Annotated in this window: 24 protein-coding genes; 5 read left to right on the top strand and 19 right to left on the bottom strand. The window is 51.7% G+C overall.

All coding sequences use genetic code 11. From position 1 onward, the window contains the following. Window positions 1–72: 72 nt before the first annotated feature. Genes yfcD through yfcF form a run of 3 tightly spaced genes read right to left on the bottom strand, consistent with a single transcriptional unit; the run spans window position 73 to window position 1,925 of the window. On the bottom strand, window positions 73–618 hold the full coding sequence (gene yfcD, locus NNO04_RS18035) for an NUDIX hydrolase YfcD (RefSeq protein ID WP_271445848.1): 546 nt from the start codon (window positions 616–618) through the stop codon (window positions 73–75). Window positions 619–673: 55 nt separating this feature from the next. Then, window positions 674–1,225, bottom strand: coding sequence for a phosphodiesterase (gene yfcE / locus NNO04_RS18030; RefSeq protein ID WP_271445847.1), 552 nt, complete (start codon window positions 1,223–1,225; stop codon window positions 674–676). A gap of 55 nt (window positions 1,226–1,280) precedes the next feature. Beyond that, complete coding sequence (gene yfcF / locus NNO04_RS18025) at window positions 1,281–1,925, bottom strand: glutathione transferase (RefSeq protein ID WP_271445846.1); 645 nt, start codon at window positions 1,923–1,925, stop codon at window positions 1,281–1,283. Between the two features lie 140 nt (window positions 1,926–2,065). Between yfcF and yfcG the strand changes: the two genes are divergently transcribed. From yfcG to NNO04_RS18005, 4 genes are all read left to right on the top strand, one after another. Then, a complete protein-coding gene (gene yfcG, locus NNO04_RS18020) occupies window positions 2,066–2,689 on the top strand; it encodes a GSH-dependent disulfide bond oxidoreductase (RefSeq protein ID WP_271445845.1) in 624 nt (207 codons plus the stop codon). Window positions 2,690–2,767: 78 nt separating this feature from the next. Continuing rightward, window positions 2,768–3,130: a dihydroneopterin triphosphate 2'-epimerase gene (gene folX / locus NNO04_RS18015; protein WP_162383097.1), complete on the top strand. Its 363-nt coding sequence runs from the start codon at window positions 2,768–2,770 to the stop codon at window positions 3,128–3,130. A gap of 21 nt (window positions 3,131–3,151) precedes the next feature. Next, window positions 3,152–4,045, top strand: a complete 894-nt coding sequence (locus tag NNO04_RS18010; RefSeq protein WP_271445844.1) for a TIGR01777 family oxidoreductase — start codon at window positions 3,152–3,154, stop codon at window positions 4,043–4,045. 70 nt (window positions 4,046–4,115) lie between these two features. Beyond that, a complete protein-coding gene (locus NNO04_RS18005) occupies window positions 4,116–4,625 on the top strand; it encodes a GNAT family N-acetyltransferase (RefSeq protein WP_271445843.1) in 510 nt (169 codons plus the stop codon). A gap of 59 nt (window positions 4,626–4,684) precedes the next feature. Here the strand turns inward: NNO04_RS18005 and hisP are convergent, their stop codons facing one another. The 16 genes from hisP to NNO04_RS17925 all read right to left on the bottom strand — a co-directional run bounded on the left by hisP (window position 4,685) and on the right by NNO04_RS17925 (window position 19,400). After that, entirely contained in the window at window positions 4,685–5,458 is a 774-nt protein-coding gene (hisP, locus tag NNO04_RS18000; RefSeq protein ID WP_271445842.1) for a histidine ABC transporter ATP-binding protein HisP, read from the bottom strand. 7 nt (window positions 5,459–5,465) lie between these two features. After that, window positions 5,466–6,179 (bottom strand): histidine ABC transporter permease HisM, encoded by a 714-nt coding sequence (gene hisM, locus NNO04_RS17995; protein WP_271445841.1) that lies wholly within the window; start codon window positions 6,177–6,179, stop codon window positions 5,466–5,468. Beyond that, complete coding sequence (locus NNO04_RS17990; RefSeq protein WP_271445840.1) at window positions 6,176–6,862, bottom strand: histidine ABC transporter permease HisQ; 687 nt, start codon at window positions 6,860–6,862, stop codon at window positions 6,176–6,178. The genes hisM and NNO04_RS17990 overlap by 4 nt, the downstream gene beginning before the upstream one ends. Before the next feature lie 94 nt (window positions 6,863–6,956). Continuing rightward, window positions 6,957–7,739: a histidine ABC transporter substrate-binding protein HisJ gene (hisJ, locus tag NNO04_RS17985; protein ID WP_162383102.1), complete on the bottom strand. Its 783-nt coding sequence runs from the start codon at window positions 7,737–7,739 to the stop codon at window positions 6,957–6,959. A 247-nt stretch (window positions 7,740–7,986) separates the two neighbouring features. After that, window positions 7,987–8,769 (bottom strand): lysine/arginine/ornithine ABC transporter substrate-binding protein ArgT, encoded by a 783-nt coding sequence (gene argT, locus NNO04_RS17980; RefSeq protein WP_271445839.1) that lies wholly within the window; start codon window positions 8,767–8,769, stop codon window positions 7,987–7,989. A gap of 287 nt (window positions 8,770–9,056) precedes the next feature. After that, on the bottom strand, window positions 9,057–9,626 hold the full coding sequence (gene ubiX / locus NNO04_RS17975) for a flavin prenyltransferase UbiX (protein WP_271445838.1): 570 nt from the start codon (window positions 9,624–9,626) through the stop codon (window positions 9,057–9,059). A 96-nt stretch (window positions 9,627–9,722) separates the two neighbouring features. After that, window positions 9,723–11,240 (bottom strand): amidophosphoribosyltransferase, encoded by a 1,518-nt coding sequence (gene purF / locus NNO04_RS17970; protein WP_271445837.1) that lies wholly within the window; start codon window positions 11,238–11,240, stop codon window positions 9,723–9,725. A 37-nt stretch (window positions 11,241–11,277) separates the two neighbouring features. Next, window positions 11,278–11,766: a colicin V production protein gene (gene cvpA / locus NNO04_RS17965; protein ID WP_162383106.1), complete on the bottom strand. Its 489-nt coding sequence runs from the start codon at window positions 11,764–11,766 to the stop codon at window positions 11,278–11,280. A gap of 243 nt (window positions 11,767–12,009) precedes the next feature. After that, window positions 12,010–12,693 (bottom strand): cell division protein DedD, encoded by a 684-nt coding sequence (gene dedD, locus NNO04_RS17960; protein ID WP_271445836.1) that lies wholly within the window; start codon window positions 12,691–12,693, stop codon window positions 12,010–12,012. Continuing rightward, window positions 12,683–13,951: a bifunctional tetrahydrofolate synthase/dihydrofolate synthase gene (gene folC, locus NNO04_RS17955; protein WP_271445835.1), complete on the bottom strand. Its 1,269-nt coding sequence runs from the start codon at window positions 13,949–13,951 to the stop codon at window positions 12,683–12,685. The genes dedD and folC overlap by 11 nt, the downstream gene beginning before the upstream one ends. A gap of 69 nt (window positions 13,952–14,020) precedes the next feature. Beyond that, the gene (accD, locus tag NNO04_RS17950; RefSeq protein ID WP_162383109.1) at window positions 14,021–14,935 is read right to left on the bottom strand and encodes an acetyl-CoA carboxylase, carboxyltransferase subunit beta; all 915 of its coding nucleotides are present in this window, start codon (window positions 14,933–14,935) and stop codon (window positions 14,021–14,023) included. Window positions 14,936–15,090: 155 nt separating this feature from the next. Continuing rightward, a complete protein-coding gene (locus NNO04_RS17945) occupies window positions 15,091–15,750 on the bottom strand; it encodes a DedA family protein (RefSeq protein ID WP_271445834.1) in 660 nt (219 codons plus the stop codon). Between the two features lie 49 nt (window positions 15,751–15,799). Next, window positions 15,800–16,612, bottom strand: a complete 813-nt coding sequence (truA, locus tag NNO04_RS17940; RefSeq protein ID WP_271445833.1) for a tRNA pseudouridine(38-40) synthase TruA — start codon at window positions 16,610–16,612, stop codon at window positions 15,800–15,802. Next, window positions 16,612–17,625, bottom strand: a complete 1,014-nt coding sequence (locus tag NNO04_RS17935) for an aspartate-semialdehyde dehydrogenase (RefSeq protein ID WP_271445832.1) — start codon at window positions 17,623–17,625, stop codon at window positions 16,612–16,614. The genes truA and NNO04_RS17935 overlap by 1 nt, the downstream gene beginning before the upstream one ends. Before the next feature lie 67 nt (window positions 17,626–17,692). Next, the gene (gene pdxB / locus NNO04_RS17930) at window positions 17,693–18,829 is read right to left on the bottom strand and encodes a 4-phosphoerythronate dehydrogenase PdxB (RefSeq protein WP_271445831.1); all 1,137 of its coding nucleotides are present in this window, start codon (window positions 18,827–18,829) and stop codon (window positions 17,693–17,695) included. A gap of 196 nt (window positions 18,830–19,025) precedes the next feature. Then, window positions 19,026–19,400, bottom strand: a complete 375-nt coding sequence (locus NNO04_RS17925; protein WP_271445830.1) for a hypothetical protein — start codon at window positions 19,398–19,400, stop codon at window positions 19,026–19,028. 173 nt (window positions 19,401–19,573) lie between these two features. Here NNO04_RS17925 and NNO04_RS17920 point away from each other — a divergent pair. Further along, the coding region (locus NNO04_RS17920) for a helix-turn-helix domain-containing protein (protein ID WP_271445829.1) at window positions 19,574–19,824 on the top strand (251 nt) is incomplete at its 3' end.

Below are 19,824 nucleotides of genomic sequence, written 5' to 3'. Positions count from 1 at the left end.
CGAACAGATTATCTGGCGATGAGACGAAAAAGGCAGCCTGATGGCTGCCTTTTTTACTTCTGCAAAACAGTACTATTCTGCTTCTTCCGCCGTGGCCGCTTCATTCTTCGCATTGCGGGTCATCCACAGTGCCAACGCTTTCAGCGAGTCTGGTGTAAACTCGTCGCAGCGCGCGGTAATTTCCTCTGGCGTCAGCCAGCAAACCTCACTGACTTCGGCTTCCTGAAGCGCAAACGGGCCGTGAGAAACGCAGCTAAACAGAGCGCCCCACACGCGGCAGTGTTTATCTTCGAAATAGAACTGGCCGTGTTCAGCAAACGGAACGCCTGCGATACCCAGTTCTTCTTCCGCTTCACGGCGAGCAGATTCAAGCAATTGCTCATCTGCCTGCACCACACCACCCGCCGTGGCATCCAGCATCCCCGGCAAAAAGTCTTTTGTTTCGGTACGACGCTGAACCAGGATTTTGCCCATACCATCATGCACAACGATGTACGTTGCACGATGACGTAAACATTGCGCCCGCATTTGTTCCCGGCTGGATTGTGCGATGACTTCGTTGTCTTCATTCACAATATCCACCCATTCAGTACTTGCCAAACGACGCTGTTCCACCATCAGGAAACCTTCTTTATCTAGCGCTCTTACGGCGCGTTTACAATTGTGGGGTAAATTACGGATTAATTGTCATCTGCGCAATGATACTTTGATCATTGAGTGCGATAACACGTAAAACATTATTATCCAGAATCCCGTAACTCGCCTTAAAGCCGCCTTTCGGGATGCTCACTGACCCCGGATTGAAGTGATATACCTCTCCCCGCTTTTCTGCAACTGGCAGATGTGTATGCCCATACACCAGCACATCTCCGGCATTTAATGCAGGAAGGTTCTCCGGACCGAAAAGGTGTCCATGCGTCAGAAACAGGCGCTGGTTTTCCATTAGTATCTGCTGCCAGGGCGCCGTCATCGGGAAATGAAGCAGCATTTGATCCACTTCGCTGTCACAGTTCCCCCGCACGGCAATGATCCGCCCGGCCTGTGTGTTAAGCAGGTCTGCAACCTGAGCAGGCGCATAGCCTTCCGGCAACGCATTGCGCGGGCCGTGGTTAAGCACGTCTCCCAGTATCACCAGCCATTGTGCACCACTTTTAGCAAACAGTTCGAGTACACGTTCCGTTGCTGGCAACGACCCATGAATGTCTGATGCAAACATCAGTTTCATCACTCACTCCTCGTCGTAAATAACCCCTCTATGATACTGGAATACGCAGGGATTATCAGCCAGAACGCTTCGCGGAAAGCGCGATAAAACGCTGGACAGAAGCGCGCTGCCACTGGAATGCTGCATATTCAGCCAGCAATTCAGGCACCTCATCCCCCTGTAGTCGCAGACGGTTAATCATTAACGCCAGATCGCTATCGGCAATGCACCATTCGCCAAATAAATTCGGTTTGCCGTGGGCGAGCAAATTGCCTGCCGTTTCAAACAATTTTGCAACGCTGGCTTTCCCCGCCTCGCTTAAAGGATCTTTTTTCGCGCCTGCGAACACCACATCCGTAGGACGCTCCTCGCGAATTGGCATTAAATCACTTCGTAGCCATGCCTGAATCTGGCGGGCACGAGCACGTTTTTGCAGATCGAGAGGGTAAATACGCTCCCATTGCGGCGGCGCAAAGCGATCTTCCAGATACTCCGCAATGGCCGAAGATTCGCTGAGTTCAAAACCCTCGATCTCCAGCACCGGAACACGCCGGGTGAGCGCATATCCCTGCCAGGTCGGTTGTAAATGTTCACCGTTGTTCAGATCAACGGTTTTGAGGGTAAAGGGAAGCCCTTTCTCTTGCAGGGCAACGTAGACAGACATCACGTAGGGAGAAAAAAAGTTAGCGTCTGACCAGAGCGTTATCGCGGGCTTGCTCATACTATCCTCATTGGTGTTTTGGCGTTATCACAAAATATAGAGTCTTTTACGCGCTGTCACTTGATGAAAACTCACATACCGCAAGAGGCTTTCTATACTTGTGTTGATCAGCCAATTTTTCGAGATGCACGGGAGCTGAAATGATCGACCTTTACTACGCCCCAACCCCCAACGGACATAAAATTACGCTGTTTCTGGAAGAGACCCGCCTTGACTATCGTCTGATCAACGTGGATATCAGTAAAGGGAGTCAGTTCCACCCCGAATTTTTAGCTATCTCGCCCAACAATAAAATTCCGGCGATTGTGGACCATGCGCCCGCAGACGGCGGCGCGCCGTTCAGTCTGTTTGAATCGGGTGAAATCTTGCTTTATCTGGCGGAAAAAACCGGGCTATTGCTGAGTGGAAAGTTACGCGAACGACATACCACGCTCCAGTGGCTTTTCTGGCAGGTCGGCGGGCTTGGCCCGATGCTCGGTCAGAATCATCACTTCAATCACTTCGCGCCACAGACAATCCCCTACGCGATTGAACGATACCAGATTGAGACGCAGCGCCTGTACACCGTGTTGAACAAGCGCCTGGAGTCTTCCCCGTGGTTAGGCGGCGATCATTACAGCATTGCCGATATCGCTTGCTGGCCCTGGATAAATGCCCATCAACGGCAACGGATCGATCTCGATATGTTTCCGGCGGTCAATAACTGGTTCGAGCGGATCCGTACACGCCCTGCGACTGTGCGGGCAATGCAGCACGCGCAGTAGACGCGCCCCCGTTCGGGGAGATAAAGCATTCCCATTCTCGTGTATCATGCAGAGGTTCATACATGGAGGAGACCTGCAATGTCACAGTCTGACGCTATTATTCGTATAAAAAATCTTCGCCTGCGCACGTTTATTGGTATCAAAGAAGAAGAGATTAACAACCGCCAGGACATTGTTATCAATGTTGTTATTCATTATCCGGCGGAACACGCGCGCACCAGCGAGGACATCAGCGATGCGCTGAATTACCGCACTATCACCAAAAGCATCATTCGGCATGTTGAGAGCAACCGCTTCTCATTGTTGGAAAAATTAACTCAGGATGTGCTCGATATCGCACGTGAACATCACTGGGTCACTTATGCTGAAGTAGAGATCGATAAACTACATGCGCTGCGTTACGCCGATTCCGTCTCAATGACGCTAAGCTGGCGACGATAAGCGCAGACTTCGGGAGGCGGTATGGAAATAGTGGTAACCGGTGGTACTGGTCTGATTGGACGTCATTTGATCCCCCGTTTGCTGGAATCAGGACATCAGGTAACGGTCGTGACGCGCAACCCTGAAAAGGCTCGCCAGATTCTGGACTCCCGGGTCATACTCTGGAAAGGGCTGGAGGACAAGAAAAACCTCAACCACGTTGATGCCGTGATTAACCTCGCCGGAGAACCCATTGCCGATAAACGCTGGACCGAACAGCAAAAGGAACGTTTGTGCCAGAGTCGCTGGAGTATCACACAAAAGCTGGCGGACTTAATTAACGCCAGCGATACGCCCCCTGCGATACTGATCTCCGGTTCCGCTGCTGGTTATTACGGCGATCTGGGCGAAGTGGTCGTGACAGAAGAAGAGCCACCTCACAACGAGTTTACCCATAAACTTTGTGCACGCTGGGAGCAGATAGCCAGTAGCGCGCAAAGTGAAAAAACACGGGTTTGTCTATTGCGAACCGGCGTGGTACTGGCGCCGAAAGGCGGGATTCTGGCGAAAATGGTCCCCTCTTTTCGTCTCGGGATGGGCGGACCTATCGGTACTGGACGTCAATACCTGGCCTGGATCCACATTGATGATATGGTCAACGGTATTCTCTGGTTGCTCAATCACGATCTGCAGGGCCCCTTCAATATGGTTTCGCCGTATCCCGTGCGTAATGAGCAATTCGCCCATGCGCTGGGCCATGCGTTAAACCGTCCAGCGATTGTTCGCGTACCGGCTACCGCTATTCGGCTGCTGATGGGCGAATCTTCAGTGCTGGTTCTCGGTGGGCAACGCGCGCTTCCCAAACGACTGGAGGCGTCCGGATTTGCATTTCGCTGGTACGACTTAGAAGAAGCGTTGGCGGATGTGATCCGCTAATCCTCTCCACTGTTCATCACAATCGTTCCGGTGGTAAGGTGATAAACCTGACTACCGGAATAACGACTTTATGGCGATCATTACGACACCACGACTCACGCTTTCCCCTTTTCAACCTTCAGACTGGCTGTTTTTCCTTGCGCTGCGTGAAAACCCGGACATTATGCGTTTTATGGCCGATATCAGCCCGGAAAGAGAGACCCGTCTTCTGTTCGCCCGTCGCCTTGCCGCACAGCATACCTTTGTGATTCGTGAGCAGGAAAACGGGACACCCCTGGGCGATATTGGGCTACAGATAAGCCATCTGCATCCACAGGAAGCCGATGTCGGCTATACCGTGATCCCATCGGCGCAAGGCAAAGGGATCGCCAGCGAAGCACTCCAGGCAATCTGCCAGTATGCCTTTACCCAAACGGGTGTAAACGCGATTAACGGTTACGTACTGGCGGATAACACACCTTCCGTGCGTGTACTGGAGAAACAGGGATTTGTACGAACTCAGGTGCTGGAGAAAGCGTATGAGGTCAATGGCATACGCTATGATGACTGGGTGTATCGCCTGGAACGTAACCCAATGTAAACATCGGATGCGTGCGTCATAATGCACGCCCGGTTGGCGCTGCGCCACCGGGCAAAACGTTACTTCAACGATCCCTTAAGAAACTGCTGCAAGCGTGGACTTTGCGGATTACCAAACAGCTGCTCTGGTTCGCCTTCTTCTTCTATTTTCCCCTGATGCAGGAAAATCACATGGGTGGAAACATGGCGAGCAAAGCCCATTTCATGTGTCACCACAACCATGGTTTTCCCCTCTTCCGCCAGTTGCTGCATGATGCGTAGCACTTCGCCCACCAGCTCCGGATCAAGTGCCGAAGTCGGTTCATCAAATAGCAGCACTTCTGGCTCCATGGCCAACGCGCGGGCGATAGAGACACGCTGCTGCTGACCGCCGGAAAGATGTACCGGGTATTTCCCCTGAGCGCGCTCATCAATACCGACTTTCGCAAGATACTTCACCGCGCGTTCGCGGGCTTCCTGTTTGCTCAAGCCTAACACCTGAATCGGCGCTTCCATGACGTTTTCCAGCACGGTCATGTGACTCCAGAGGTTGAAATGCTGGAACACCATCGTCAGACGCGTACGCAGCAAACGCAGCTGGTTTTTATCCGCCACCTTGAGCTGACCATCGGTGTCCCGGACCAGATTGATGTTCTGTCCGTTGACCACAATTAAGCCATCGCTCGGTTTTTCGAGGAAGTTAATGCAGCGCAAAAAGGTACTTTTGCCAGAGCCGGATGAGCCAATAATACTGATCACATCCCCGGCATTGGCCTGCAGTGATACCCCTTTCAGCACTTCATGCTCGCCGTAGTGTTTGTGTAAATCAATTACGTTTAATTTATTCTCAGACATCATGTTCTCAGTGCGTCGAAGGTTTTACATGCTGCAACCAGCGTTTTTCCGCTTTACGGAACAGACTGATCAGGACATACGAAATAATCAAATACAGTACGGCGGCAATACCGAATGCGGTAAACGGCTGGTACGTTGCCGAGTTGATATCGCGGGCGATTTTCAACAAATCCGGCACCGTCGCCGTAAATGCCAGCGCCGTTGAGTGCAGCATTAAAATGACTTCATTGCTGTAAGCTGGCAACGCAATTCGCAATGCGGAAGGCAAAATAATGCAGCGATACATTTTGAACGATGAGAAGCCATAAGCACGTGCCGCTTCAATCTCGCCGTGCGGTACCGAGCGAATAGCGCCAGCAAAAATTTCGGTGGTATAGGCACAGGTATTCAGCGTGAGCGCCAGCACTGTACAGTTAAGTCCACTACGGAAAAACGCATTGAGGAAATCAGTGCCTTTAACGATTTCCAGCGTATACATCCCGGAATAGAACACCAGCAGTTGCACATAAAGCGGCGTACCACGAAAAATATAGGTAAACAGCCAGATAGGAAACTGGATGAACTTGTTGCTTGAGACGCGACCGATGGCCATAAACACGGCCAGAATCCCGCCCATCACGACGGAGGAAATCAGCAACCACAAGGTGATCGCCACGCCTGTATAGCGATAGCCATCGCTCCAGAGCAGGGATTTCCAGTACTCCTGAATAATTTCGATCACAGGTCAGCCCTCTTCACACCCACAGAGTAGCGACGCTCAAGAAAGAGCAGTACGCCATTCGAAACCGTGGTAAATACCAGATAGATGACCCCACACACCACCGCGAAATAGAACGGTTCCCAGGTGCTTTTACCCGCCAACTGGGTCGCTTTAACCACATCTTCCAGTCCGAGAAGTGAAACCAGCGCTGTCGCCTTGAGAATCACCTGCCAGTTATTGCCAATCCCCGGCAAGGCATAACGCATCATCGCCGGAAACATAATTCTGCGGAAGGTTTGCGAACTGGTAAAACCAAAAGCCGTTGCCGCCTCAATATGCCCTTTAGGCACGGCCATAAATGCCCCACGGAACGTTTCCGTAAAATAGGCACCGTAGATGAATCCCAGGGTGATAATACCTGCAACCATTGGATCGATATCAATCTGGCCGATCCCTATTGCGTCGGTCACCGCGTTAAGCGCGATTTGCAACCCGTAGAAGATCAGCAGCATTAAGACCAGATCCGGCACCCCACGGATCAGGGTGGTGTATCCTTCGAAGATAAGCCCCATCGCACGGCTTTGCGAAAGCTTTGCCCCCGCGCCGACGAGACCGATAAGAACGGCCAGCACAACTGAGCTGAGAGCCAGCTCCAGCGTAACAATCGCGCCCTGTAAAATAACGCCTGAAAACCCGTACAACATGCTGCCTGTCCTGTCGTGTGTGGTAATGCTTCGCCTCTTTTTTCACCCTCCCGCATCAGCAGGAGGGAGTGGGCTTTATCAACTGCCGGGGTGATTAGCCGCCGTAAACATCAAAATCGAAGTACTTTTTCGCCAGCTTCTCGTAAGTACCATCAGCACGCATTTCAGCGAATGCTTTGTTCAGGGCTTCGCGCAGTTCATTGTCTTCTTTACGCAGACCCATCCCGGTACCGACGCCGAACAGTTTCTCATCTTTCACTGACGGGCCGCCGAATTTGTAATCTTTGCCTACAGGCTGCTTCAGAAAACCTTCGCTCGCAGCAACTTCGTCCTGGAACGCGGCATCAATACGTCCTGCCGTCAGGTCGGAATAAATATTGTCCTGTCCCTGATAAGAAACGATTTCAATGCCTTTTGGCGCCCAGTGTTCATTGCCGAACGTTTCCTGAGTGGTGCCCTGCAGTACGCCAACACGTTTCCCTTTCAGGGATTCAATGGTGGGCTGGATGTCAGCCGCTTTCGCGACAACCAGACGAGAATCTGCTGCATAAAGCTTGTCGGTAAACGCGATTTCCTGCTGACGTTTTTCAGTGATGGAAAGCGAAGACATGATTGCGTCGATTTTCTTCGCTTTTAACGAAGGGATCAGCGCATCCAGCGGGTTTTCCACGAAGGTACATTGTGTATTAATACGTTTGCACAGTTCTTTCGCCAAATCGATATCAAAACCGACTAATTCCCCCTGCGCATTTTTCGATTCAAACGGGGCATAAGTCGGATCGGTGCCGATACGAATTTTTTGCGGAATGGCTGCAAATGCTGCAGTAGCACTGGAGAAAGCCAGGACCAGAGAAAGAGACAACACCAGTTTTTTCATAACTATCCTCAACAGACTGTCTTTTATAGGGGATCTTTACAGGACCAGCAGCAGTTATCGTGCCATCAATCGGGCTGACAAGGCAAAGTATTCTACCCTTCCGGCATTATTAATTTGCATGAAAAACGCTTAAGTATGCATTCATGCTCATTTCGACAGCAACAATTGCACCATAACAGTGCCTGGCACTTATCATGCACCGTTTTGGTTAACCAAAACGGTGCAGTAAATTTCCCACAGCGGCGAATCAGTCACCGTAGACGTTAAAGTCAAAGTACTTTTTCGCCATTTTGTCGTAGGTACCGTCTTTACGCAGATCGCCCAGCGCTTTATCAAACGCGGCTTTCAGCTCGGTATCATCTTTACGCAGACCAATACCGGTACCGTCGCCAAAGTACTTTTTGTCTTTCACAGAAGGACCGGCAAACGCATAGTCTTTACCGGCAGGCTGTTTGAGGAACCCTTCGCTGGCCGCGACTTCATCCTGCAATGCAGCATCAAGACGTCCCGCCGTCAGGTCAGAGTAAATGAGATCCTGGTTGGCATAGGCGACGACATCAACGCCTTTGCTCCGCCAGGTGTCATTGGCATAGGCTTCCTGCGTTGAACCTTGCAGGACACCAACATGTTTTCCTTTCAGTGAATCAAGGGTTGGCTGAATCGGCGACCCTTTCGCGGCAATCAGTCGCGAATCAGCGGCATAAAGTTTGTCGGAGAAGGCAATCTCCTGCTGACGCTTCTCGGTGATGGAAAGAGAAGAGATGATCGCATCAATTTTTTTCGCTTTCAGCGACGGGATGAGCGCATCAAAGTCACTGGCGACCCACGTACACTTAATCTGCATACGCTTACACATCTCATTACCCAGATCGATATCAAATCCGACAAAATCCCCTTTGGCATCTTTCGATGAGAAAGGCGCATATGTCGTATCTGTTCCAATACGAACCGTCTGCGGAAGTGCTGCGTAGCTGGCCGCTGACGCGGAAAGTCCTACCAGCAGAGACAAAGCGAGAACCGTCTTCTTCATACATAACCCTCAAGTGGCGTAATTTTATTATGTTTTACGTTGTGTTGTGTGTTTGCAGACTTTTTCATGCAGGTCTTATGCCATTTTCACGTCAATGAGGATATTTGACGTTAAATTTGTTAATAAAACGTTGCAATATTGTCCTGATGTTGAAGATAGCAGGTATAGCGGTTGAACCGCAGCGTTTCGGTGAGTTTTGACGAATTAAATGTTGAGGATATGATCGCGGTTACAAAATTGCCCTGAAACAGGGCAACGGAATGAATTACGTACGAGGGAAACGCAAATTAAGCCCCTTGCCAGCGGGTGAAAAGATCCTGTGGCAGCGCAATATCAAACTGGTCGAGAACGCGATTAACCGTTTGATTAATCAAATCATCCAGTGTTTGAGGGCGATGATAAAACGCCGGAACCGGCGGCATAATCACAGCGCCGATTTCAGCCGCCTGCGTCATCAGACGCAGATGTCCAAGATGCAGCGGTGTTTCACGTACGCATAACACCAACGGACGGCGCTCTTTCAGCACCACATCCGCTGCGCGGGTTAATAATCCGTCGGTATAACTGTGCACAATGCCGGAAAGGGTTTTGATTGAGCATGGCAAAATCACCATCCCAGCCGTCTGAAAAGAACCAGAGGAGATACTGGCCGCAATATCACGCGCATCATGGGTAACATCAGCGAAAGCCTGCACTTCACGCAAAGAAAAATCCGTTTCCAGCGACAGCGTCTGCCGCGCCGCCTGACTCATCACCAGATGCGTCTCCACATCCGGAACATCACGCAGCACCTGTAATAAGCGCACGCCATAAATTGCGCCGCTGGCGCCGCTGATCCCTACGATGAGTCGTTTCATGTTTACTTGCCCTTTCTTGCTTCAGGGCTGACTTTGCAGGATTTTACGGGGAGTTGCAAGCAAGGGCGCTAACGCGCCCTTGTCCGGAGAAGGAAATTACCCTTCGTTGTGCATTTCGAGGTTTTCCACTTCGTTCTGCCGTTGTACCGCTTTAGCGTCGTCATTACGCAGGGTATCCAGAAAATCGAGATACTGCTGATCAACGTCTTTCGTCACATACACACCATTAAACACCGAACATTCAAACTGCTGAATATCCGGGTTCTCGGCGCGTACGGCTTCGATCAGATCGTTCAGATCCTGGAAGATGAGACCATCTGCGCCAATAATCTGGCGGATTTCGTCGACTTCACGGCCATGCGCAATAAGCTCCGTCGCCGTTGGCATATCAATACCGTAGACATTCGGGAAGCGGATCTCTGGTGCCGCAGAAGCGAGATAAACTTTCTTCGCCCCGGCTTCACGGGCCATCTCAATAATCTGCTCGGAAGTTGTGCCGCGCACGATTGAGTCATCCACCAGCAGGACGTTTTTATCGCGGAATTCTGCGCGGTTGGCGTTCAGCTTGCGACGCACTGATTTACGGCGCAGTTGCTGTCCAGGCATGATAAAGGTACGGCCTACATAGCGGTTTTTCACAAACCCCTGACGGTACGGTTTACCCAGAATACGCGCGATTTCCAGCGCGATATCACACGAAGTTTCCGGAATCGGAATGACCACGTCGATATCCAGATCTTCCCATTCACGGGCAATTTTCTCGCCCAGTTTGGTGCCCATGTTCACGCGGGCACTGTAGACGGAAATCTTATCGATAAAGGAGTCAGGGCGCGCAAAGTAAACGTACTCGAACAGGCAAGGATTGCTGACCGGATTATCCGCACACTGACGGGTAAACAACTGGCCTTTTTCGGTGATATATACCGCTTCGCCAGGCGCTACATCGCGCAGGTACTCATAACCCAGCGTATCAAGCGCAACGCTTTCGGAAGCGACCATATACTCAGTACGGCCATCGCCAATATCACGTTTGCCGAGCACTAACGGGCGAATACCATTAGGATCGCGGAACGCGACCATGCCATGACCGATAATCATCGCCACGCACGCATACGCACCGCGGATCTGACGGTTAGTCGCCACGATGGCCGCAAAAATATTGTCGGCTTCCAGCGGATAATGGCGGAAGTTATCCAGCTCGCTGGCAAAGACATTGAGCAGGATTTCAGAATCTGAAGTGGTATTGATGTGGCGGCGTTTTTCTTCAAACAGCTTTTTACGCAACTCGTGCGCATTGGTCAGATTGCCATTATGGGCAAGCGTAATACCATACGGCGAGTTGACGTAAAAAGGTTGAGCTTCGGAGGCGCTGGAACTGCCAGCCGTAGGGTAACGCACATGACCGATGCCCATATTGCCTTGTAAACGCAACATGTGGCGAGCTTCGAAAATATCGCTCACTAAGCCATTCGCCTTGCGCAGGCGGAAGCAGTTGTTCGCATCGATGGTGATGATGCCTGCAGCATCCTGGCCACGATGCTGGAGCACCGTTAACGCGTCATAAATCGACTGGTTGACCGGCATAACACCGGCGATACCGACAATACCGCACATACGTCTTTTCCTCGTTAAGCCACATCTCAGAACTCAGTTATGTTCTGGGCAAGAAACTTGACGAGCTTTGCAGATAGTCAAAGAACCATCTGATGATGAAACTGAACTGTGGGATAAGCTGCGACTTACTCCAGTCTTCACTTTTCGACAGGCCTGTAAAGGTATCGAGAAAGAACAGAATGGCAGCGACTATCAACGCTCCTCGCAGAGCCCCGAAACAGATCCCCAATACCCTGTCAGTCCCCGACAGACCGGTTTTCTCGACCAGCTGACCTATCACAAAATTGACGATAGCGCCGACGATAAGCGTCGCGATAAACAGTATCGCGATAGCAATCCCATTTCGAACCAGTTCGTCATCAAAGCCCGTAAACCAGACAGACAGGTAAGTGTAGTAATGGCTGGCGACAAAGAAAGCACAACCCCATGTCACCAACGATAAAGCTTCACGAACAAAGCCACGGATCAGGCTAACCAGACAGGAAAAACCAATCACCGCGATAATGGCGTAATCAATCCAGACCATACATGTCCCACGATTTTACGCCCTGTCGTCCTGTTCGGGGCGCATTCTAACAGAAAAAGAAAACGTTTGCGTAGGGATTTCCTTTCCACGCGTAAATAAAAATGGCGCTGAAAAAATCTTCAACGCCATCGTCCTTTTTGCCTCAATGGGCACTGCCGGATGGCGGTGTAAACACCTTATCCGGCCGAAATAAGTGTCGAATTACAGGCCTGATAGCGTAGCGCCATCAGGCAACAACGTCACTTAATTCGGGCTATAACCCATCACCACCCCGCTTAAGCCTGAGATCTGCTGAAGCTCACCCAGTGAACTTTTCAGCTTGTCTTTTGAAGCGTCAGGCCCTACGAGAATGCGGGTGATTTTACCCTGCACTGGCGTTGAGGGGGAAGTATATACCCGGAACCCCGCGCCACGAAGTTTACCGACGATCTCATTGACCTTGTCGGCATTTTTCAATGCGCCCAGTTGTACAACCCAGGCTTTGCCGGTCGGCGCGGGTTTTTCCTCTACGACCGGTTTCGGCGCAGGGGGCGGCGTCGGCGTCACAGCAACCGGTTGTTCACGCGGTGGTTGCGGCTTCGGCTTTTCAACCGGTTTTGGTTTGGGTGGTTCGACAGGCTCAGGAACCGGATCGAGATCGGCGGTATTGTTCAACGACAGACGAGACGGATCGAGGGATGGCGCTGCCGCATCCCCTGCTCTGACCTCTTCCGCCGCGCCTTCAGGCGGCTGAGTCGGTAGCGCCTGCGTCGCAGCAGGCATCATATCCGGCTCATCACGATCACCGGGTTTCGGTACCAACGGGATCGCGGCAAACTCATCCTGATAATGTTTTTTCTGCCCGTCAAGCAGCCCAGGAAGCACGATCACCCCAAGCGCGACCAGCACAATGGTGCCGACTAAACGATTCTGAAATTTACTTGCCACCGTTTCTCCCCACGTCAATCACTTCCATGACATGTGCGACAGTGTGAAAGGATCCACACACCAGCACAGTATCCTCTGGTTTTGCGTCCGCCATTGCCGCATGCCATGCCAGCGCTACGCTGTCGTAGGCGTTACCGCTGCCCAGATGTTCCAGCAGTTGCTCCGCCGTCGCACCTCGCGGCCCTTCCAACGGCGCGCAATACCAATCATCGACTACGCTTTTCAGCCAGGCCAATGTTCCTGCAATATCTTTATCATGTAGCATACCGATAACAGCAAGCACTCGCCCACTTTTCGGCAACATTTTCATGCGCCCGGTAAGATATTCCGCCGCATGAGGATTATGTGCGACATCAAGAATAACACGTGGCGATTCGCTCAAAATCTGAAAACGTCCCGGTAAAATGGCACGGGCAATCCCCTCGCGAATCGCTTGTTCACTGACGTTCAATGCACTGGCGCGTAGCGCGGCCAGCGCGGTGGCGGCATTAGGTTGTGGCACCAGCGGTAATGGCAAATCCTTTACCGTACCGTTGCTGTCGGTAAACGACCAGCTATCGCCTGACACTTCAAAATGCCAGTCCACACCCCGACGACGCAACTGCGCTCCGGTTTCCTGCGCCACATCGGCGATGGTATAAGGCATTTCAGGTTCGCCAACAATAGCCGGTTTTTGTGCACGAAAGATCCCTGCTTTCTCGCGGCCGATGCTTTCGCGATCTGGCCCCAGCCAGTCAGTATGATCCAGCGCGATGCTGGTCACGACAGAGACATCTGCGTCGACAATATTGGTGGCATCCAGGCGACCGCCTAACCCTACCTCCAGAATCACCACATCAAGTTGCGCCTGTTTAAACAACCACAGCGCTGAAAGTGTGCCGTACTCAAAATAGGTCAGCGAAATTCCACCGCGAGACTCTTCGATTTCTGCAAATGACGCAGTATGTGCAGACTCGGATAACTCTTGTCCCTGCACCCGCACACGTTCAGTGTAGCGCACCAGATGTGGGGAACTGTAAACACCAACTTTATAGCCCGCCGCCATCAGCACGGATTCCAGCGTGCGGCAGGTCGTGCCTTTACCGTTCGTTCCTGCCACCGTAAAGACAAACGGCGCCGGTTTCAGTACACCAAGACGCGCCGCAACCTGACTGACACGCTCAAGGCCCAGATCGATGGTTTTACTGTGCAGGTTTTCCAGATAAGAAAGCCACGAGGCCAGGGGCGACGCGGCTTTGGGGATACGTTTATTGTCCATGATTTTTGTAAATTCGCTACGGTGAGAAAAGAAAAAGGGCAGCGCCGATGGCCCTGCCCTTTTCAGTTATCAGGCCTCTGCTTCCTGATCCGGTACCGGCGGTACCACCACACCTTCGCGCGGTTCATCCGGATTCGGCGCTGGGAGGTTCATCAGCTTCGCCAGAACGCTTGCCAGTTTCAGGCGCATTTCCGGGCGGCGGACGATCATATCAATAGCGCCTTTTTCAATCAGGAACTCACTGCGCTGGAATCCCGGCGGCAGTTTCTCACGTACGGTTTGCTCAATGACGCGTGGGCCAGCGAAGCCGATCAGCGCTTTCGGTTCAGCGATATTGAGATCGCCCAACATTGCGAAGCTTGCAGAGACGCCACCCATTGTTGGATCGGTCAGGACGGAGATATACGGTAATCCACGTTCCTGCATTTTCGCCAACGCTGCGGAGGTTTTCGCCATCTGCATCAGCGACATCAGCGCTTCTTGCATACGCGCGCCACCGGAAGCGGAGAAGCAGATCAGCGGGCAGTTATCTTCCAGCGCCTGTTCAACGGCACGAACGAAACGTGCGCCGACGACAGAACCCATAGACCCGCCCATGAAGGAGAATTCAAACGCAGCAGCGACAACGGGCATGCCATGCAGCGTGCCTTTCATCACCACCAGGGCGTCTTTCTCTCCGGTTTCTTTTTGCGCGGATGCCAGTCTGTCTTTGTATTTCTTGGAGTCACGGAACTTCAGCACGTCTTTCGGCTCAAGTTCGCTACCCAGCTCCACAAGAGTTCCTTCATCTAACAGGCTATGCAGGCGATTGCGCGCCGACATGCGCATATGATGATCACACTTCGGACAGACCTCAAGATTACGTTCCAGCTCAGCACGGTATAAAACCTGACCGCAGCTATCACACTTAGTCCACACACCTTCAGGAATGCTTGCCTTGCGGGTGGGCGCAATGTTGCTTTTAATTCGTTCAATCCAGCTCATTAGTGACCTTTCTGCCTGAACCTGGTTCGATGCCAGTTTTATCTTTGGGGGCGCATAATGCCATTTTTGCCCCCAACAGACCATGAATGTTGCACATTAAAACATAACAGCCCGAAACTTTGGATAAAAAAGTGGTCGAACCGCTGAGTTACTTTCTATTTTGCGGCACGCGATGCCGCACGTTTATGGCGGATAATTTCAATGACGCCCGGTAATACCGAGAGCACGATAATCGCCACAATCAACAATTTCAGGTTTTCCTGAACGATCGGCAAATCGCCAAACAGGTAGCCCGCATAGGTAAACAGCAATACCCAAAGCAGCGCGCCCGTCACGTTGTACAGCGCAAAATGGCGATAGGACATGTGTCCCATTCCCGCCACAAATGGCGCAAATGTACGCACGATGGGGACAAAACGCGCCAGGATAATGGTTTTACCACCATGACGTTCATAGAACGCATGGGTTTTGTCCAGATAGCTGCGACGAAAGATCTTCGAGTTCGGATTGCTGAAGAGTTTTTCGCCAAACAGTCGGCCAATCGTATAGTTCACCGCATCGCCTATAATCGCCGCCACCACCATCAACCCCACCATCAGGTGAACATTGAGATCGTTGGTTGGCAACGCGGAAAGCGCCCCCGCCACAAACAGTAGCGAGTCACCTGGCAGAAACGGTGTGACCACCAGGCCGGTTTCGCAGAACAGGATGAGGAACAGAATGGCATAAACCCACACGCCATATTCCGCCACCAGTTCCGCCAGGTGCACATCAATGTGCAAAATAAAATCGATAAGGAAGTAAATCAGATCCATATGTGCTTTTGCCTTTTGTACCCGTCATATTCCGGGTATGCCATTCTGATTAGTCCGCCAGAAACAGCGGGCCCATCGGCGGTTTGGGAAGTTCAAACCGGTCAGGGTAATCTACCGCGACCAGATACAATCCTTCCGCTTTCGCCGTTGCTGCAGAAAGTCGTCTGTCCTTAGCCGTCAGTAACTCTGCGATCCAGCTCTCCGGCTGGTTGTGGGCGCCCACTTCCATCAGGCTACCGACAATATTCCTTACCATATGATGTACAAAGGCATTTGCTTTGATATCGACCACCACATACGCACCATGACGCGTCACATTAATGTGCATCACATTACGCCACGGCGTGCGTGACTGGCACTGCACTGCGCGAAACGAGGTAAAATCGTTTTCACCAATCAGGCACTGCGCCGCCCGGTGCATACGTTCTGCATCCAGCGGCTCATAATGATGCGTAACGCCCTGACCTAAAACCGCCGGACGCAACCGATGATTGTAGATGATGTAGCGATAACGGCGAGCCGTGGCGCTAAAGCGGGCGTGAAAATCATCGGGTACAGCTTTCACCCAACGCACAGCGATGTCACCAGGCAAATTCGCATTTACACCCAGCGTCCACGCTGCATCTTTACGCTGAGCGGTGGTTTCAAAATGCACCACCTGCCCAGTACCATGCACACCCGCGTCTGTACGACCCGCACAAAATACGTTGATACGTTCGTTGGCCACCTGCGAAAGCGCCTTCTCCAGCTTCTCCTGGACGCTGCGCACTTCATTCTGACGCTGCCAGCCATAATATTTACTGCCGTCGTATTCAATGCCCAGCGCAATTTTATGAACTGACGGTTGTTGCGGGTCAGACATTAGTACAAATACTCCTGCACCAGTTTTTCAGCAATTTTCACCGCCATCAGCGCGCCGCCAAAACGGACGTTATCGGCGACTGACCAAAACTGAACTTGTTCCGGCATACCGTAATCGTTACGAACACAGCCGACCGAAAGCTGTGGATTACCAGAGGCATCGCCGACCTGGGTCGGGAAGTCTGTCTCTTCAGACAAGACAATATCTTCGCCGCGAGAAAACGCATCACGCGCCTCTTCCGCTGCCAGTGGGCGCAGCGCTTCAAAATTCACCATCTGCGCGTGACCGTAAAATACCGGCGACTGTACGCAACTGGCGGAGATCATTAATCCCTCATCCTGCATTATTTTGCGGACTTCATCGACAATACGGCGCTCTTCGCGCACGCTGCCTTCACGATCCGGCAGCAGCGGCAGCATGTTAAATGCCAACTGGCGACCAAAATAATCATCTTCATCAATCGGAATGCCGTTAAGCAATTTCGCACTTTGACCAGCCAGCGCATCGACCGCTTTTTTACCGTGCGCTGATGCGGACAAAATGTTCGTCACCGTGATGCGAGAAAGTCCCCCTTCGTCGATCAACGGTTTCAACGCAGACAGCAACTGGCTGGTCAGGCTGTCAGGAACGGCAATCACATTGCGGTTACGATAGTCCGCCAGGACAAACGGGTTAACGTCCGGCACGACCAGCGGAACATCAGGCTCCAGGGCAAATAATCCGCTACTGTCAATCACCAGGCAACCGGCGTTGGTGGCTTCCTCAACCCATGTAGCAGAGGCTTCAGCCCCGGCGACAAAAAACGCCAGCTGCGCCTGCGTCCAGTCAAAATCAGCGACATCCTGCACAATGATGGATTTACCATTAAAGCGCAGATGCTCGCCTGCGCTTTCATTACGCGCCAGCGCATAGATTTCACCGACCGGGAACTGGCGTTCGGCCAGCGTTTCGAGCAGAGCTTCGCCTACGGCACCCGTGGCGCCCAGGATGGCAATATTCCAGCCTTCAGACATGGTGATTTACTCCAGAAAAACATAAGCGTCCCTGCCGAATTATTCGCCAGGGAGCATTAAGAAGACATTAATGTGTTGGGTGGTAAACGGCAGTAAAACCCAGTTTATTCAACAGCGCTGCCGTTTCGGCGTCATCACACATCACATACAATGATGACCACTCACGGCGCTCAAGGTAATTCTTACGCAGTTTATCAAACTCACCCGGAACCCCGGCAACTTTTCGCAGCGGGGCATCGTCGCGCCGCACATCATACACCAAATGTACCAGCCTTTTCAGCGTTGGCTGATCTAACGTGCCATGAAGTGTGATGCGGCCAAACTCTGGCGCGGGTAACAGCGTATCCAGCGCGACTTGCTGCGCATTATCAATAAATGCGCTATACGCTTCAAAGACCTGAGTGGTGCCACGCGCTTTCCCTTCCAGGGTATAGCCCGCGATATGTGGTGTACCAACGTCGATTTTTTCCAACAATTCGACATTGAGATCGGGCTCCCCCTCCCAGACATCCAGCACCACGCTTAACGCCTGCCCGGCATTCAGTCGCGCCAACAAGGCAGCGTTATCCACCACCGGGCCACGACTGGCATTGACCAAAATGGTTCCAGGTTTCAGGCGGCGAATCATCGCATCATCAGCCAGATGCAGCGTCTTGTATTGCCCTTGTTTAAAAAGCGGCGTGTGGAAGGTCAGAATGTCGGCTTCCTGCACCAGCTCTTCCAGAGAGCGGAAATCGCCCTCGTCTCCACGATCGGCGCGCGGCGGATCGCACAATAAAGTTCGAATGCCCAGCGCTTCCAGTCGCGCCTGCAAACGACCGCCGACATTCCCTACGCCGATAATACCCACGGTGCGATCGCATAAAGCAAAACCATCGCGTTCAGCAAGCATCAGCAACGAGGAAAAAACATATTCGACAACCGCGATAGCATTGCAGCCAGGCGCAGAAGAAAAACCAATCCCGGCCTGCTTAAGCCAGGTTTCATCCACATGGTCAGTGCCTGCGGTCGCCGTTCCAACAAACTTAACGGACTTTCCGCTCAACAACGATTCGTTCACTTTGGTGACCGAGCGCACCATTAACGCATCTGCGTCTTCGAGTTCAGCAACGGGAATGGGGCGACCAGGAACCGCTTTTACCTCCCCCAAACGACTGAACAATTCGCGGGCATAAGGCATATTTTCATCAACGAGGATTTTCACGTCTGTCGTACCTGTTTGAGAACGAGAGTTAACCGGGCAAGTGTGCCATAATCTCGCCGCCAGGCATACTTGCTAAGATTAATAAGACAGAAGCCGTTCCGATAGCCTTGAGGCCAGGAAAACGGCGAAACAACATCGTCAGCAAGACGTTGGAGAAAGCGTTTTTTATATGTATGCTGCGCTTATCTGGCTGACATCAAAGCACAGAACTGTCGTCGAAAAGAAAAGGGAATACGGCATCAATCCCCTTCCCTCTGAACAATCCCGTCACCTTCTCGCGTTGTACCGGCGTCAGTAACCTGAATATCATTTCCCAGATTTCTTTGGGCTCCACTTCCTGGACGGAAGAGGGTTCAGTCGTACCCTTTTCCTCGTATTCATGCAGGTAAGGATGCAAGTACAAAGGGAAAACAGAGATATGATACTCCTCAGCCTTCGATTTAGCGCGCTTGCGCCTGAGATCTGCTTTTCCTTCGCTGTACGAGTTCAGACGTTTGCGAACCGCGGGCTCGCTTCGCGGAAACCCCGGCAATTCGAGGCATTCCTTCACCGTGAACCACTCTTCTGCCATCAGTTTCTTTCCTTTCCTCTGATGCAATAAAAATATTTTTTCTTTTTCCGCGAATTCTCAGGTTTATTCTGGCAATATCTCTGTTGAGAAAAGAAAATAACCTTCTTTTACTCATCCCGATTTATAACCTGAAAAATATCGGCGCCGATAACACATCCCCTTAGGATTACAGAATGGAACAAAAAAGCCAAGACTGGCATCGTGCAGATATTAAAAGTGCACTTGAAAAAAAAGGAATAACACTCAGAGACCTTTCTCGTGCAGCCGGATTATCTCCCGATTCGTTACGCAACGTGTTTACCCGTAGCTGGCCCCGTGCGGAGTTGATCATTGCGAATGCGCTGGAAACCTCTCCAGACATTATTTGGCCATCGCGCTATACCCGCGTTCAAACAGAAGAAACAACAGATATACAAAATAATAT

This window comes from Citrobacter sp. Awk 4 (assembly GCF_028069725.1).
GTDB lineage: Bacteria > Pseudomonadota > Gammaproteobacteria > Enterobacterales > Enterobacteriaceae > Citrobacter_D.
Note: the sequence above shows the minus strand (reverse complement) of the source record. Positions and strands in the feature narration are given on the sequence as shown.

Bases quoted from the DNA above. Each gene is read 5' to 3' on its own strand.
- yfcD (WP_271445848.1), bottom strand. From the start codon at position 618: ATGGTGGAACAGCGTCGTTTGGCAAGTACTGAATGGGTGGATATTGTG.
- yfcE (WP_271445847.1), bottom strand. From the start codon at position 1,225: ATGAAACTGATGTTTGCATCAGACATTCATGGGTCGTTGCCAGCAACG.
- yfcF (WP_271445846.1), bottom strand. From the start codon at position 1,925: ATGAGCAAGCCCGCGATAACGCTCTGGTCAGACGCTAACTTTTTTTCT.
- yfcG (WP_271445845.1), top strand. From the start codon at position 2,066: ATGATCGACCTTTACTACGCCCCAACCCCCAACGGACATAAAATTACG.
- folX (WP_162383097.1), top strand. From the start codon at position 2,768: ATGTCACAGTCTGACGCTATTATTCGTATAAAAAATCTTCGCCTGCGC.
- NNO04_RS18010 (WP_271445844.1), top strand. From the start codon at position 3,152: ATGGAAATAGTGGTAACCGGTGGTACTGGTCTGATTGGACGTCATTTG.
- NNO04_RS18005 (WP_271445843.1), top strand. From the start codon at position 4,116: ATGGCGATCATTACGACACCACGACTCACGCTTTCCCCTTTTCAACCT.
- hisP (WP_271445842.1), bottom strand. From the start codon at position 5,458: ATGTCTGAGAATAAATTAAACGTAATTGATTTACACAAACACTACGGC.
- NNO04_RS17990 (WP_271445840.1), bottom strand. From the start codon at position 6,862: ATGTTGTACGGGTTTTCAGGCGTTATTTTACAGGGCGCGATTGTTACG.
- hisJ (WP_162383102.1), bottom strand. From the start codon at position 7,739: ATGAAAAAACTGGTGTTGTCTCTTTCTCTGGTCCTGGCTTTCTCCAGT.
- argT (WP_271445839.1), bottom strand. From the start codon at position 8,769: ATGAAGAAGACGGTTCTCGCTTTGTCTCTGCTGGTAGGACTTTCCGCG.
- ubiX (WP_271445838.1), bottom strand. From the start codon at position 9,626: ATGAAACGACTCATCGTAGGGATCAGCGGCGCCAGCGGCGCAATTTAT.
- purF (WP_271445837.1), bottom strand. From the start codon at position 11,240: ATGTGCGGTATTGTCGGTATCGCCGGTGTTATGCCGGTCAACCAGTCG.
- cvpA (WP_162383106.1), bottom strand. From the start codon at position 11,766: ATGGTCTGGATTGATTACGCCATTATCGCGGTGATTGGTTTTTCCTGT.
- folC (WP_271445835.1), bottom strand. From the start codon at position 13,951: ATGGACAATAAACGTATCCCCAAAGCCGCGTCGCCCCTGGCCTCGTGG.
- accD (WP_162383109.1), bottom strand. From the start codon at position 14,935: ATGAGCTGGATTGAACGAATTAAAAGCAACATTGCGCCCACCCGCAAG.
- NNO04_RS17945 (WP_271445834.1), bottom strand. From the start codon at position 15,750: ATGGATCTGATTTACTTCCTTATCGATTTTATTTTGCACATTGATGTG.
- truA (WP_271445833.1), bottom strand. From the start codon at position 16,612: ATGTCTGACCCGCAACAACCGTCAGTTCATAAAATTGCGCTGGGCATT.
- NNO04_RS17935 (WP_271445832.1), bottom strand. From the start codon at position 17,625: ATGTCTGAAGGCTGGAATATTGCCATCCTGGGCGCCACGGGTGCCGTA.
- NNO04_RS17925 (WP_271445830.1), bottom strand. From the start codon at position 19,400: ATGGCAGAAGAGTGGTTCACGGTGAAGGAATGCCTCGAATTGCCGGGG.